The sequence below is a fragment of the Snodgrassella communis genome (assembly GCF_914768045.1).
GTDB classification, from domain to species: Bacteria; Pseudomonadota; Gammaproteobacteria; order Burkholderiales; family Neisseriaceae; genus Snodgrassella; species Snodgrassella communis.
The window spans coordinates 1-15,767 of the sequence record NZ_CAJZCD010000019.1; the positions used below are offsets into that span (position 1 = coordinate 1).

Annotated in this window: 13 protein-coding genes and 1 tRNA gene; all 14 read right to left on the minus strand. The window is 46.0% G+C overall.

Annotated elements, in window-relative coordinates; genetic code table 11:
- On the minus strand, window positions 1-110 hold a 110-nt coding region (locus MJ761_RS10655; protein ID WP_239352294.1), incomplete at its 3' end, for a GTP-binding protein.
- Between the two features lie 84 nt (window positions 111-194).
- Window positions 195-2,297, minus strand: a complete 2,103-nt coding sequence (fusA, locus tag MJ761_RS10660) for an elongation factor G (RefSeq protein ID WP_093093861.1) — start codon at window positions 2,295-2,297, stop codon at window positions 195-197.
- 18 nt (window positions 2,298-2,315) lie between these two features.
- Window positions 2,316-2,786 carry a 30S ribosomal protein S7 gene (gene rpsG, locus MJ761_RS10665; RefSeq protein WP_037490973.1) on the minus strand — a complete coding sequence of 157 codons (471 nt, stop codon included), beginning with the start codon at window positions 2,784-2,786 and terminating at the stop codon, window positions 2,316-2,318.
- A gap of 92 nt (window positions 2,787-2,878) precedes the next feature.
- Window positions 2,879-3,250: a 30S ribosomal protein S12 gene (rpsL, locus tag MJ761_RS10670; protein ID WP_025329900.1), complete on the minus strand. Its 372-nt coding sequence runs from the start codon at window positions 3,248-3,250 to the stop codon at window positions 2,879-2,881.
- 209 nt (window positions 3,251-3,459) lie between these two features.
- Window positions 3,460-7,635 carry a DNA-directed RNA polymerase subunit beta' gene (gene rpoC / locus MJ761_RS10675; RefSeq protein ID WP_093093863.1) on the minus strand — a complete coding sequence of 1,392 codons (4,176 nt, stop codon included), beginning with the start codon at window positions 7,633-7,635 and terminating at the stop codon, window positions 3,460-3,462.
- Between the two features lie 57 nt (window positions 7,636-7,692).
- Entirely contained in the window at window positions 7,693-11,874 is a 4,182-nt protein-coding gene (gene rpoB, locus MJ761_RS10680) for a DNA-directed RNA polymerase subunit beta (protein ID WP_093093865.1), read from the minus strand.
- Window positions 11,875-12,060: 186 nt separating this feature from the next.
- Window positions 12,061-12,435, minus strand: a complete 375-nt coding sequence (gene rplL, locus MJ761_RS10685) for a 50S ribosomal protein L7/L12 (protein WP_037406898.1) — start codon at window positions 12,433-12,435, stop codon at window positions 12,061-12,063.
- A gap of 54 nt (window positions 12,436-12,489) precedes the next feature.
- Window positions 12,490-12,990: a 50S ribosomal protein L10 gene (gene rplJ, locus MJ761_RS10690; RefSeq protein ID WP_037406895.1), complete on the minus strand. Its 501-nt coding sequence runs from the start codon at window positions 12,988-12,990 to the stop codon at window positions 12,490-12,492.
- Between the two features lie 275 nt (window positions 12,991-13,265).
- Window positions 13,266-13,961: a 50S ribosomal protein L1 gene (gene rplA / locus MJ761_RS10695; RefSeq protein WP_037406893.1), complete on the minus strand. Its 696-nt coding sequence runs from the start codon at window positions 13,959-13,961 to the stop codon at window positions 13,266-13,268.
- Window positions 13,962-14,393 (minus strand): 50S ribosomal protein L11, encoded by a 432-nt coding sequence (gene rplK, locus MJ761_RS10700; RefSeq protein WP_037406890.1) that lies wholly within the window; start codon window positions 14,391-14,393, stop codon window positions 13,962-13,964.
- A gap of 127 nt (window positions 14,394-14,520) precedes the next feature.
- Window positions 14,521-15,054 carry a transcription termination/antitermination protein NusG gene (nusG, locus tag MJ761_RS10705; RefSeq protein WP_037490979.1) on the minus strand — a complete coding sequence of 178 codons (534 nt, stop codon included), beginning with the start codon at window positions 15,052-15,054 and terminating at the stop codon, window positions 14,521-14,523.
- A 2-nt stretch (window positions 15,055-15,056) separates the two neighbouring features.
- The gene (secE, locus tag MJ761_RS10710; RefSeq protein ID WP_141683468.1) at window positions 15,057-15,509 is read right to left on the minus strand and encodes a preprotein translocase subunit SecE; all 453 of its coding nucleotides are present in this window, start codon (window positions 15,507-15,509) and stop codon (window positions 15,057-15,059) included.
- A gap of 63 nt (window positions 15,510-15,572) precedes the next feature.
- Window positions 15,573-15,648, minus strand: a tRNA-Trp gene (locus MJ761_RS10715).
- 8 nt (window positions 15,649-15,656) lie between these two features.
- Window positions 15,657-15,767, minus strand: a 111-nt coding sequence (locus MJ761_RS10720; RefSeq protein ID WP_476749653.1) for an EF-Tu C-terminal domain-related protein, incomplete at its 5' end; no start/stop codon positions are given.

The window sequence follows — 15,767 nt, forward strand, 5'->3', positions numbered from 1 at the left end:
GACAGAATGGTACAAATTGCAGCGGTCAATGTGGTTTTACCATGGTCAACGTGACCGATGGTGCCAACGTTTACGTGCGGTTTACTCCGCTCGAATTTTTCTTTAGCCATGAGCTAAGTTTCCTTGAATAAAGATCGATTAAAGAACGATGATAACCTGAAAGTACAGGTACTTTCAGGTTATCGGTAAATAAGTTAGCCTTTACGGGCAGCAATAACCTGCTCGGCTACGTTATTTGGTGCTTCTGCGTATTTCTTGAATTCCATGGAGTAGGTAGCACGACCTTGTGTAGCAGAACGCAGATCGGTTGAGTAGCCGAACATTTCTGCCAGCGGTACTTCGGCACGAACTTTCTTGCCGCCGATACCGTCATCGTCCATACCCAGCACGATGCCACGACGACGGTTCAGGTCGCCCATTACATCGCCCATGTAATCTTCAGGTGTTTCTACTTCAACGGCCATGATAGGCTCCAGCAATACTGGAGAAGCTTTACGCATACCGTCTTTGAATGCCATTGAACCGGCTAATTCAAACGCGATTTGTGAAGAGTCCACATCATGGTAAGAACCAAAAGTCAGGCGCACGCGGATATCTACTACTGGATAGCCAGCCAGAATACCGTTAGTCATGGTATCGCGGATACCTTTATCCACAGACGGGATGAATTCGCGTGGAATCACACCACCCTTAATCTCGTCAATGAATTCGTAGTTAACACCACCCGGTTCCAATGGTTCCATGGTGATTACTACATGACCGTACTGACCTTTACCGCCAGACTGTTTCACGTATTTGGCTTCGGATTCCACAGATTTGCGAATGGTTTCACGATAAGCTACCTGTGGCGCACCTACATTGGCTTCTACACCAAATTCACGTTTCATGCGGTCGACAATAATTTCCAGATGCAATTCACCCATACCGGAAATAATGGTCTGTCCAGATTCTTCATCCGTTTTTACGCGGAAAGAAGGGTCTTCTTTAGCCAGACGGTTCAGAGCCAGACCCATTTTTTCTTGGTCTGCTTTGGTTTTTGGTTCAACCGCTACGTGAATTACTGGTTCTGGGAATTCCATACGTTCCAGAATGATTGGTGCATCGCTATCACACAGGGTTTCACCAGTAGTTACGTCTTTCAGACCGATTACGGCTGCAATGTCACCGGCACGTACTTCTTCGATTTCATCACGGTCATTAGCTTTCATCTGTACCAGACGACCAATACGTTCTTTGGTGCCTTTAACAGAATTCACTACGGTATCGCCAGATTTCACTACGCCTGAATACACGCGGATGAAGGTGAGCTGTCCCACGTATTTGTCGTTCATCAGTTTGAACGCCAAAGCGGAGAATTTTTCTTCATCGCTGGCTTTACGGCTGTCTTTTTCGCCATCTGGTTTTTCACCGGCCACAGGCGGAATATCAGTCGGGCTGGGCAAATACTCAACCACGGCATCCAGCAGACGCTGTACACCTTTGTTCTTGAAGGCAGAACCACACAATACCGGCTGTATTTCACCAGCCAGTGTACGGGCACGCAATGCTGCAACAATTTCTTCTTCGTTCAGCTCTTCGCCACCCAGATATTTTTCCATCAGCTCTTCGTTGGCTTCTGCCGCAGCTTCAACCATTTTTTCGCGCCATTCTTCGGCAACGTCTTTCAGATCTGCTGGAATATCTGCATATTCAAATTTTAAACCCTGAGTTGCATCATCCCATACAATCGCGCGCATTTTCAGCAGATCTACTACGCCTTCGAAGCCGTCTTCAGCACCTACCGGAATGACAATCGGTACTGGATTGGCACGCAGACGAGTCTGCATCTGTTCAACTACGCGGAAGAAATTAGCACCCTGACGGTCCATCTTGTTTACAAAGGCCAGACGTGGCACTTTGTATTTGTTGGCCTGACGCCATACAGTTTCAGACTGGGGCTGTACACCGCCCACAGCACAGTAAACCATCACTGCACCATCCAGTACACGCATAGAACGTTCAACCTCAACGGTAAAATCTACGTGTCCCGGGGTATCAATGATATTTAACCGATGTTCTTTGAACTGACCTGCCATACCTTTCCAGAAGGTAGTTACAGCAGCAGAAGTAATGGTAATACCACGTTCCTGTTCCTGTTCCATCCAGTCGGTAGTGGCCGCACCGTCATGAACTTCACCCAGTTTGTGGGTCATGCCGGTGTAAAACAGAATACGTTCTGAAGTGGTGGTTTTACCAGCATCAATGTGTGCAGAAATACCGATATTACGGTATTGTTCAATAGGGGTTTTACGAGCCACAATAATTGCCTTTCTGCATTAGAAGCGGAAGTGAGAGAAGGCTTTGTTGGCTTCAGCCATGCGATGAACTTCCTCACGTTTTTTCAATGCACCGCCGCGGCCTTCGGCCGCATCAATTAATTCACCTGCCAGACGCAAATCCATGGATTTCTCACCGCGTTTACGAGCCGCGTCACGTACCCAGCGCATGGCCAGAGCCAGACGACGAGCAGAACGAACCTCAACAGGAACTTGATAGTTTGCACCACCTACGCGACGGCTTTTTACTTCTACAACCGGTTTAGCGTTGGCAATAGCTTCGTTAAACACTTCAATGGCTTCTTTGCCGGTTTTTTTAGCGATCTGCTCTAAAGCACCATATACAATGCGTTCAGCAACAGATTTTTTACCGTCAATCATCAGCACATTCATGAATTTGGATAATTCGATACTGCCGAATTTTGGATCTGGCAATATGTCACGTTTTGGGACTTCTCTACGTCTTGGCATTTCAATTTCCTTAAACTATTCAGCTGGGCATCGCCCACGAATATTTATGTAAATATTCACTTACTCGACAGTTATCCTGCCGATGCGTCCACTTATTTAGGACGTTTTGCACCGTATTTAGAACGGGACTGTTTGCGGTCTTTCACACCTGCGGTGTCCAAAGAACCACGAACGGTGTGATAACGCACACCCGGCAAGTCTTTTACACGACCGCCGCGAATCAGCACTACGCTGTGCTCCTGCAAGTTGTGGCCTTCACCACCGATATATGAAATCACTTCATAACCGTTGGTCAGACGCACTTTGCACACTTTACGCAAAGCTGAGTTAGGTTTTTTCGGGGTAGTGGTGTATACACGAGTACACACACCACGTTTTTGAGGACAAGCCTCTAAAGCTGGTACTTTGTTGACGTAAACTGGAGCTTGACGTCCTTTGCGTACCAATTGGTTGATAGTTGGCATATTTTCTCTTTTCCTGTTGAGTAAATACTTTGCCGACACTATGCCGGCAAAGTGTTCAATTTTAGCACTTCAAGACATTGCCGGTCAAGAAAATCAAGCTTTAATGCTATTTAATCCGCCAGAAAAACAATAATGTAAGGTTCATGTACAAAATAAAACCGCTGATATTTATTCAGCGGTTTTGTTCTGGTTGCTACAGATTTGAATGCTTATTCGGTTTTATCTGCCGCTTCAGCTGCTACCTGCTCCTGCCATTTCTGACGACGGCTGCGATGGTAAGTCAAACCGGTACCGGCCGGAATCAGGCGACCCACGATCACGTTTTCTTTCAGGCCGCGCAAATCATCGCGTTTACCCATAATTGCTGCTTCGGTAAGTACGCGCGTGGTTTCCTGGAATGAAGCCGCAGAGATAAAGGAATCGGTAGACAATGATGCTTTGGTAATACCCAATAATACGTTATCAAAACGTACCGGCTCTTTACCTTCGGCCAATAATTTTTCATTGGCAATCATCACATCACCGCGCTCTACTTGCTCACCGGTAATGAAGTGGCTGTCGCCGGCATCGGCAATATTTACGCGACGCAGCATCTGGCGAATAATCACTTCGATGTGCTTATCGGAAATCTTCACACCTTGCAGACGATATACTTCCTGTACTTCCTGCACGATGTAACGCGCCAGTGCTTCAATACCCTGCAAGCGCAGAATGTCGTGTGGATCGACGGCACCATCAACAATAACTTCACCGCGATTGACTACCTGCCCATCGTGTACCAGTACCTGTTTTTCTTTGGAAATCAGGGTTTCATAGGCCACACCATCGGCATCGGTGATAATCAGACGCTGTTTACCCTTGGTTTCTTTACCAAATGATACGGTACCGGTCACTTCTGCCAGCATACCGACATCTTTCGGGGTACGCGCTTCGAATAATTCGGCCACACGTGGTAAACCACCGGTAATATCGCGGGTTTTAGATGAAGCCTGCGGAATACGCGCCAGTACATCACCTTTACCTACTTCCTGTCCTTCACGCACGGTAATCACTGCACCCACTGGGAAAGCCATGGAAACAGCGGTTTCACTACCAGCCATGCGAATTTCTTCGCCTTTGTCATCCAACAGTTTTACGGTCGGACGCAACAATTTGGACTGAGTAGAGGAACGACGTTTGCCATCAATTACTACTAAGGTAGATAAACCGGTTACATCGTCGGTTTGTTTCGCGACAGTTACACCTTCTTCGATATTTTCGAAGCGCACGCGACCGGCAAATTCGGTAATCATGGGTCGGGTATGCGGATCCCATGTAGCCAATACCTGCCCGGCTTTCACGACACCACCATCTTTAACCTGCAATAAGGCACCGTAAGGTACTTTATGGCGTTCACGCTCACGGCCGATATCATCATGAATGACAATTTCGGAGGAGCGGCCGATTATCACTAATTCGCCCTTATTGTTAGCCACATAACGCATCTGGCTGGAGAAGCGCACGGTACCACCTGATTTGGCTTCTACCTGACTGGCCGCAGCAGCTCGGGAAGCTGCACCACCGATATGGAAGGTACGCATGGTTAACTGGGTACCTGGTTCACCAATGGATTGCGCCGCAATCACGCCTACGGATTCACCGGCATTTACGAGTTTACCGCGCGCCAGATCGCGACCATAACACTTGGCACACAGACCATGACGGGTTTTACAGGTAATCGGTGTACGTACTTTGATTTCATCCACACCAGAATTATCAATCAGCTCAACCAGACTTTCATTTAATAAAGTTCCAGCATCCACCAGTGTTGCGCCGTTAGTTGGATCCACCACATCTTCTGCAGTAACACGACCTAATACTCGATCACGTAAAGATTCAATGATGTCACCACCCTGCACTACGGCTTTCATTACAAAGCCATCGTTGGTACCACAGTCGTTCTCTACGACTACCAGGTCCTGTGTCACATCGACCAGACGACGGGTCAGATAACCGGAGTTAGCGGTTTTCAATGCGGTATCGGCCAGACCTTTACGCGCACCGTGGGTAGAAATAAAGTACTGTAATACTGTCAGCCCTTCACGGAAGTTGGAGGTAATCGGTGTTTCGATAATGGAACCATCTGGTTTTGCCATCAAACCACGCATACCGGACAACTGTTTAATCTGTGCGGCGGAACCACGCGCACCGGAATCGGCCATCATGTAGATGGAGTTAAAGGATTCCTGATCAACCATATTACCTTCACGGTCAACGACTTTCTGGGTAGACAGGTTATCCATCATCGCTTTGGCGATTTTATCGCCGGTACGACCCCAGATATCCACAACTTTATTGTAACGCTCGCCATTAGTTACCAAGCCTTGACGATACTGATCTTCAATTTCTTTCACTTCAGCATTGGCTTCAGCCAGTAACTGCGGTTTGCTTTCCGGTACCAACATATCATCAACACAGATGGAGATGCCGGCACGAGTGGAGAAAGCATAACCGGTGTACATCAGATGGTCGGCAAAAATGACGGTATCGCGCAATCCACAACGGCGGAATGAGGCATTAATCAGCTTGGAAATTTCTTTTTTCTTCAGCGTTTTATTAATATGCTCGAACGACAGACCTTTTGGCAGGATTTCAGAGAGCAATGCACGGCCAACGGTGGTTTCATAGCGGTTTACTACCGGTACGAACTCATCCTGACCATTTTTTACCCATTCGCGTAAACGTACGGTAATTTTGGTACCCAGTTCTACCTGACGGGTCTGGTAAGCACGATGTACTTCTTTTACGTCGGCAAACAGGCTGCCTTCGCCTTTACCATTAATTTTGTCACGGGTCATGTAGTACAGACCCAATACGATATCCTGTGACGGTACGATAATCGGGTCACCATTGGCTGGTGACAGTACGTTGTTGGAAGCCAGCATCAGGGTGCGCGCTTCCATCTGTGCTTCCAGACTTAACGGCACGTGTACGGCCATCTGGTCACCGTCAAAGTCGGCATTAAATGCAGTACATACTAATGGGTGCAGCTGAATGGCCTTGCCTTCAATCAGAATCGGTTCAAAGGCCTGAATACCCAGACGGTGCAATGTTGGTGCACGGTTGAGCAAAATCGGATGTTCACGAATTACGTCTTCGAGAATATCCCATACAATCGGTTCTTCCTGTTCCACCATTTTTTTGGCTTTTTTAATGGTGGTTACGGTTGGATCGAGTTGTTCCAGTTTATGGAAAATAAACGGTTTGAACAGTTCCAGCGCCATTTTCTTTGGCAAACCGCACTGGTGCAGACGCAGGTAAGGACCTACGGTAATCACTGAACGGCCGGAATAGTCTACACGTTTACCCAGCAGATTCTGACGGAAACGACCGCCTTTACCTTTAATCATATCGGCCAGTGATTTCAGCGGACGTTTGTTGGCACCGGTCATGGCTTTACCACGACGGCCATTGTCCAGCAGAGAGTCGACTGCTTCCTGCAACATGCGTTTTTCATTGCGGACGATGATATCCGGTGCACGCAATTCCAGCAGGCGTTTCAAGCGGTTGTTACGGTTAATGACGCGACGATACAGATCATTTAAATCAGATGTAGCAAAACGGCCACCATCCAGTGGCACCAGTGGACGCAAATCCGGTGGCAATACTGGCAGTACATCCATAATCATCCACTCCAGTTTCATACCAGAGCGTTGGAATGCTTCCAATACTTTCAATCGTTTAGCAATTTTTTTAATTTTAGTATCGGAACTGGTGGATTCTAGCTCCTGACGCAGTACAGTCACTTCATGCGCGATATCCATAGCACGCAATAAATCGCGAATGCCTTCTGCACCCATCTTGGCTTCAAAATCACCGCCAAATTCTTCATATTTGCTGATGAATTCTTCTTCACTGAGCAATTGACGCGGCTGCAATGAAGTGAGACCGGGATCGGTTACTACATAAGCTTCAAAGTACAGAATGCGCTCGATATCGCGCAAAGTCATATCCAATACCATGCCCAGACGGGATGGCAAAGATTTCAAAAACCAGATATGCGCTACCGGTGCAGCCAGTTCAATATGCCCCATGCGCTCGCGTCGCACTTTGGACAGAGTGACTTCTACACCACATTTTTCACAGGTTACGCCACGGAATTTCAGACGTTTGTATTTACCACACAAACATTCATAATCTTTAATCGGGCCAAAAATTTTAGCGCAGAACAGGCCGTCACGTTCCGGTTTAAAGGTACGGTAGTTAATCGTTTCCGGTTTTTTTACTTCACCGTACGACCAAGAACGAATGGTATCCGGCGAAGCAATGCCGATTTTGATGGCGTCAAATTCTTCTTCGGCACTGACATTTTGCAGCGGATTAAATAAGTCTGATAAAGCTTTCATATTTGCTCCTGACGATGCCGCATGCAGTATCTATACACTGCATGCGACCGGTGTCGGTTAGTAACGTTCCAAATCCATATCCAAGCCCAAAGAGCGAATCTCTTTCAATAATACATTGAAAGATTCCGGCATACCGGCGTCAATCTTGTATTCGCCTTTAACGATGTTTTCATACATTTTGGTACGGCCGGTTACGTCATCTGATTTCACAGTCAACATTTCCTGCAAGGTATAAGCAGCACCATAAGCTTCAAGTGCCCACACCTCCATCTCACCAAAACGCTGACCACCAAACTGGGCTTTACCACCTAGTGGCTGCTGTGTTACCAGACTATACGGACCAGTTGAACGAGCATGCATTTTCTCATCAACCAAGTGATGCAGTTTGAGGTAGTGCATCACCCCTACTGTTACCTTACGGTCAAAGGCTTCACCAGTACGACCATCATACAGTGTCATTTGTGTACGAGTATCGTTGAAACCCAGCTTCTGGATTTCCGGATCATCTTCTGGATAGGCCAGCGCCAGCATATTTTTAATTTCGGATTCTTCCGCACCATCAAATACCGGCGTTGCTACCGTCATCCCTTTACGCAGATGTTGTGCCAGATTGATAATCTCTTCATCATTAAACTGCGATAAGTCCTCTTTTTTACCACTGCTGTTGTACACTTTCTCAAGGAAAGCACGAATATCGTCAGCAGCACGTTTTTCCGCCAGCATACGGTCAATCCGTTCACCAATACCCTTGGCTGCCCAGCCTAGATGCACTTCCAGAATCTGTCCGATGTTCATACGACTTGGTACACCCAGCGGGTTCAGTACAATATCCACTGAGCGGCCATCAGCCATATAAGGCATGTCTTCAACCGGCAGGATGCGCGATACCACACCTTTATTACCGTGACGACCAGCCATCTTGTCACCGGCTTTCAGACGACGTTTGATGGCGATAAACACCTTAACCATCTTCTGTACACCCGGCTGCAATTCATCGCCCTGAGTGAGTTTTTTCTTCTTAATTTCATATAGAACATCTGATTCTTCATGTTTGGCCTGCAAACTTTCTTTAATCAGTTCTACCTGTTTGGCGATACTTTCATCGCTCAGACGAATATCAAACCAGTCGTGCCGGCTGGGTAATGATGTCAGATAGTCTTTAGTAACTTCTGCACCTTTAGCCAGTTTTAAGGGACCACCATTCACTTTCTGTCCCAGAATCAGGCGTTCAATGCGATCAAATGCATCATCATTGAAAATGCGCAACTGATCGGTCAGGTTCTGACGATAGCGTTTCAGCTCAGCATCAATAATCGCTTTGGCGCGTTTGTCACGCTCAATGCCTTCGCGGGTGAACACTTGTACGTCAATAACGGTACCACTCATGCCGGTAGGCATACGCAGGGAGGTATCTTTTACATCACTGGCTTTTTCACCAAAAATGGCTCGCAGCAGTTTTTCTTCCGGTGTCAGCTGGGTTTCACCTTTAGGTGTCACTTTGCCTACCAGTACGTCACCTGCTTCTACTTCAGCTCCAATATAAACAATACCGGATTCATCCAGACGATTCTGCATGCGCTCAGACAAATTCGGAATATCACGGGTAATTTCTTCCGCACCCAGTTTGGTGTCACGGGATACCACATTTAATTCTTCAATGTGAATGGAAGTATAACGATCACCGGCAACTACCCGTTCAGATATCAGAATCGAGTCTTCATAGTTGTAACCATTCCATGGCATGAAAGCGATGGTCATATTCTGTCCCAGTGCAAGCTCACCTAAATCGGTAGAGGCACCATCAGCAATCACATCACCACGTGCAATGACATCGCCTTTTTGTACTGCCGGCCGCTGATTGATATTGGTAGATTGGTTGGAACGGGTGAATTTCACCAGATTGTAAATATCCACACCTACTTCACCAGCAGTGGCTTCGTCGTCATTGACGCGTACCACTACACGGTTGGCATCGACATACTCAACCACACCACCACGGCTAGCTGCAATAGCAGTAGCACTATCTATGGCAACTGAACGTTCAATACCGGTACCTACCAGCGGTTTTTCGGCACGCAGACACGGAACGGCCTGACGTTGCATATTGGCACCCATCAAGGCGCGGTTCGCATCATCATGCTCCAAGAACGGAATCAGTGAAGCCGCTACAGAAACCACCTGCCCAGTAGCCACGTCCATATACTGCACGCGGTCTGGTGTTGCCATGATGGTTTCACCTTTTTCACGACAGGTTACTAAATCACCGATAATACGACCTTCTTTATCCAAATCTGCATTAGCCTGAGCAATAACAAAGCGCCCTTCTTCAATGGCAGACAGATAGTCGATATCGTTGGTTACTTTACCATCAACCACACGACGGTAAGGTGTTTCCAGAAAACCGTATTTATTGGTACGGGCATACACAGCCAGTGAGTTAATCAAACCAATATTCGGACCTTCCGGTGTCTCAATCGGGCACACACGGCCATAATGGGTAGGATGTACGTCACGCACTTCAAAACCAGCACGTTCACGCGTTAGACCACCCGGCCCCAAGGCAGATACACGGCGTTTATGGGTGACTTCAGACAGTGGGTTAGTCTGGTCCATAAACTGTGATAGCTGGCTGGAACCGAAAAATTCTTTAATGGCAGCTGAAACCGGTTTGGCATTAATCAGGTCATGTGGCATCAGATTTTCGGATTCAGCCTGATTGAGGCGCTCTTTAACAGCACGCTCTACACGCGACAAACCACTACGGAACTGATTTTCAGCCAGTTCGCCAACCGAACGCACGCGACGATTGCCCAGATGATCAATATCATCTACTTCACCATGACCGTTGCGCAATTCAACCAAGGTAGCAATCACAGACACGATATCTGGAATAGTCAGGACATTATTGCCTTCTTTATCAGCATCGGCAAAGGTCTGAGTCATCAGACGGCCATACCAAGATTCCTGTTGTGCCTCTAGCAATTTTTGCTGATAGGTACGGGTGTTAAATTTCATCCGGCCAACGCGTGACAGGTCATAACTGTCTTCACTAAAGAATAGACGGTTAAACAATGCTTCTACTGCGTCTTCGGTTGGCGGTTCACCCGGACGCATCATGCGATAAATGGCAATGCGCGCAGCCTGCTGACCTTCAATTTCGTCGGTACGCAGGGTGTTGGAAACGTAGCCGCCCTGATCCAGATCATTGATATACAGAGTGGAAATCTCTTTCACTGACTGAATATCAAATTGTGCCAGTAATTCTTCAGTAATTTCATCATTGGTTTTCGCCAATACTTCACCAGTATCCGGCACAATGACATCAGCGGCCAGCACCTTGCCAATCAGGCTTTCTGGTTCGACTTCCAGCCATTTGATATCAGCAGCAACGATGTCACGGATATTTTTAGCATTAATGCGCTTACCCTTCTGCACCAATACTTTACCGTCTTTATCTACCAGATCAAATTTGGCAGTCTCACCTCTCAAACGTGACGGTATCAGATTAGTGTGCACACCATCTTTAGATAAGAAGTACTGCTCCTTATCATAAAACATATTCAGTATCTGCTCTGGAGTAAAGCCTAATGCTTTCAGCAAAATGGTTACCGGCATTTTACGGCGCCGGTCAATACGGAAATAAAGCAGATCCTTGGGATCAAATTCAAAGTCAAGCCATGATCCACGGTAAGGAATGATACGAGCGGAAAACAGCAATTTACCTGATGAGTGTGATTTACCGCGGTCATGTTCGAAGAATACGCCAGGCGAACGGTGTAACTGTGACACAATCACACGCTCAGTACCATTGATAATGAATGAACCACTAGGTGTCATCAGTGGAATTTCACCCATGTATACTTCATTTTCACGAACTTCTTTAACCACATTTGGTTTGGATGACTCTTTGTCTAAAATCACCAGACGAATTCGTGCCCGTAATGGAGCAGCATAAGTTATGCCGCGTAATTGACACTCAGGAATATCAAAGAGTGGTTCACCTAGCACATAATGGGTAAATTCCAGACGGGCATAACCGTTATGGCTCACAATTGGAAAAATAGACTGGAAAGCTGCCTGAAGACCAGTATCAGCACGTTGGTCAAAGGGTGTTTCCATTTGCAAGAACTGCGTGTAGGAATCCAACTGTGTAGCTAATAGAAACGGTACTTCCAATACATTGGCGCGTTTGGCAAAGCTTTTACGGATACGTTTTTTTTCAGTAAAAGAGTAGGACATGAACAGTCTCCAGTAGGGAGGTTTGGCAAGTAAGGTTTTATAAATACTCGGCAATCAATAAATTAACAAAGGTAATTTATGGAAAAATTTTGCATTTTTTGTAAATATTTATAAAAATTCACTTTAGATAGACAAGCGAAAGCAGGCTGGTAGCCTAAGCTACCAGCCTGTAAAACACAACTGAGATTACTTGATTTCGACAGAAGCGCCGGCTTCTTCCAGTTGTTTTTTAATGTCGTCAGCTTCAGCCTGAGAAACACCTTCTTTAAGGGTTTTAGGAGCGCCGTCAACCAGATCTTTAGCTTCTTTCAGACCCAAGCCAGTGATGGCACGAACAACTTTAATCACGCCAACTTTCTGTGCACCGGCAGAAGTCAATACTACGTCAAACTCAGTTTTTTCTTCAGCGGCAGCAGCACCACCGCCAGCAGCGCCACCAGCTACAGCCAAAGCAGCTGCAGAAACGCCAAATTTTTCTTCAAAAGCTTTAACCAGGTCGTTTAATTCCATAACGGTCAGGTTACCAACTGCTTCCAAGATGTCTTCTTTAGTAATAGCCATGCTATTAAACTCCAATAATTGAGAATGAAAATTTAAATATATAAGGGATGAAAATTATGCAGCTTCTTCGCCAGCTTTTTTCTCGGCCAGCGCAGCCAATGCACGGGCAAAGCCAGAAACAGGTGCCTGCATAATACCCAGCAATTTAGCCAGCAATTCGTCACGGCTCGGAATAGAAGCAAGTTCTCCCACCTGAGCAACATCAAGCAGTTCACCATTGTATGAACCTGCTTTCAGTACGATTTTTTCATCTTTTTTCGAGAACTGGTGCAGTACTTTTGCAGCAGCAACCGGATCTTCAGATACCGCATAAACCAAAGGACCAACCATCTGGTCAGCTAGGCCTGCGAATGAAGTACCTTCAACAGCGCGACGGGCTAATGTGTTTTTCAACACATGCAGGTATACACCTGCTTTACGAGCATTGGCACGCAGTTCGGTCATGCTTGCAACACTGATACCACGATACTCGGCAATAACCATAGTCTGTGCATTAGCGATGGCTGCTGCAATTTCGGCTACGGCTGCTTGCTTGGTTTCAATATTGAGACTCAAGGTCTACCTCCCACTGTTTTTAAACAGAGTAATAAAGTATTACTCCACCCAGCGCGGCAACCCAAAAAGACATCCGTAAGCAAAGCTTACACAAGATTATCTGGGACTACCGTCTGCGTAGGGTTGTCTTTTAAAATCTGTATAACTACCTCAGATTCCCTACGGTCTTGGACATCTACTTATCGCTAAGTAGCCCGACATATAAATGTATCACATTTATATGAATTTTGATGGCAGTCTGTGCTTAAGCCAGACTGCCCGTAGTAATGTAGTTCTTAGCTGTTAACAGAAGAACTGTCAATACGCACGCCAATACCCATGGTGCTTGATACTGCAATTTTACGCAGATATTGACCTTTTGCTGCTGCTGGCTTGGCTTTAACAATGGCATCCAGTAAAGCATTGAAGTTTTCACGCAAATCAGCAGCTTCGAAAGAAGCGCGACCAATAGTAGCATGCACAATACCAGCTTTATCAGTACGATACTGTACCTGGCCTGCTTTGGCATTTTTCACTGCTTCAGCTACATTAGGGGTAACGGTACCTACTTTAGGGTTTGGCATTAAACCACGTGGACCCAAGATGGTACCCAGTTGTCCAACCACGCGCATTGCATCCGGAGAAGCAATAACTACGTCGAAGTTCAGATTACCTGCTTTTACTTCAGCAGCTAAATCATCAAAGCCAACCACATCAGCACCGGCTGCTTTGGCTGCTTCAGCATTAGCTCCCTGAGTAAATACAGCTACACGTACGGTTTTACCGGTACCCTTAGGCAGTACAACTGAACCACGGATTACCTGATCAGATTTACGTGCATCCACACCCAGATTGAAAGATACATCTATAGATTCATCAAATTTAGCTGTTGCATTGGCTTTTACCAGATTCAATGCTTCATCTATAGAGTATAACTTATTGGTTTCTACAGCAGCACGAATTGCCTGCATACGTTTAGAAAGTTTTGCCATTTACACGCCCTCCACATCTAAACCCATTGAGCGGGCACTACCGGCAATGGTGCGCACGGCTGCATCCAAATCCGCAGCAGTTAAATCAGGCTCTTTAGCCTTGGCAATTTCTTCCAATTGTGCACGGGTTACTTTACCCACTTTTTGTGTCAGCGGGTTAGAGCTACCTTTTTGCAGACCAGCTGCTTTTTTCAGCAAAATAGATGCTGGCGGGGTTTTCATCACAAAAGTGAATGATTTATCTGCAAAAGCAGTAATCACCACAGGAACTGGCAAACCTGGCTCTACATTTTGTGTAGCAGCATTGAATGCTTTACAAAATTCCATGATATTCAAACCGCGTTGACCCAAAGCAGGGCCTACCGGAGGAGATGGATTGGCTTTACCTGCAGGAATCTGCAGTTTGATGTAGCCTACAATTTTTTTTGCCACTTGATTTAAACTCCAAATAAACGGGTATGACGCAGCAAAATGCTGCTTCCCAAAAGCAAGACCCGTGATTATAAAGAAAATTTCTTTCCCTTACAAGCACAGGCTAAACTATGTTGCATTTTTGCAGTTAAATTTTTTCTACCTGAGAAAATTCCAGTTCTACTGGTGTTTCACGACCAAAAATCTGTACTGCAACACGCAATTTATTACGTTCGTAGTTGACTTCTTCGACAACGCCATTGAAATCTTTAAACGGCCCTTCATTGACGCGCACTTGTTGACCAATTTCAAACAATACTTTGGGTTTTGGTTTTTCTACACCACTTTGTACCTGATGTAAAATAGCGTCTACTTCACGAGCTGAAATAGGTAATGGTTTATTTGCGGTTCCGCCAATAAAGCCGGTTACACGAGGTGTATTTTTTACCAAATGCCATGACGCGTCTGTCATATCCATCTCAACCAGCACATAGCCAGGAAAAAATTTGCGTTCGGTAATACTACGACGACCATTTTTTATATCTACAACTTCTTCAACCGGTACCAGTATCTGGCCAAAATACTCGCCCATTCCCTCGCGCTCAATGCGCTCTTTCAAGGTTTTCTGGACATTTTTTTCAAAACCGGAATAAGCGTGTACGACGTACCACTGTTTTGCCATGACTAACTCCTCTTCATAAAGATGTCAAATAACAACCATGAAATCAGGCTGTCAACACCCCAAATAAATAACGACAAGACAGCAACAAATATCAGTACAAACAAGGTCATGCGCAAAGCTTCATTGCGCTCAGGCCACACTACTTTTCTGGCTTCGGACACACTGTCACGTACATATGCAGTCAGTTCGCGCCCACCAGCACTCCAGAAAAATACGATTACGATGGCCGCCACCACGCCTACTAATGGAAATAGATAACGGATATAAAGTGGCAATTGCGCATCTAAAGCATAGAATGCCATGATACCGGCAGCAATCAGTATGGCTGAGAAAATATATTTGAGAAAATCAAAATGCTTATTGCGTCTGATTTCTAATTGCTGTTGTTGTTTGGCTTCAGCTTTTAATTGTGCTTTGGTTTTGGTTCCCACATCTTTCGATGTTTTGTTGTCCATATAACCACCTTTTGATTAATACAAAAAAAGACTAACCGACCTATGGCCGATTAGTCTGATTTTTGGCAGGCCAGGAGGGTCTCGAACCCCCAACCCTCGGTTTTGGAGACCGATACTCTACCAATTGAGCTACTGGCCTACAAAACTTTAAGCGATAACTTTAGCAACCACACCGGCACCAACTGTACGGCCACCTTCACGAATCGCAAAGCGCAAGCCTTCTTCCATCGCGATCGGGTGAATCAGTTCTACATCGAT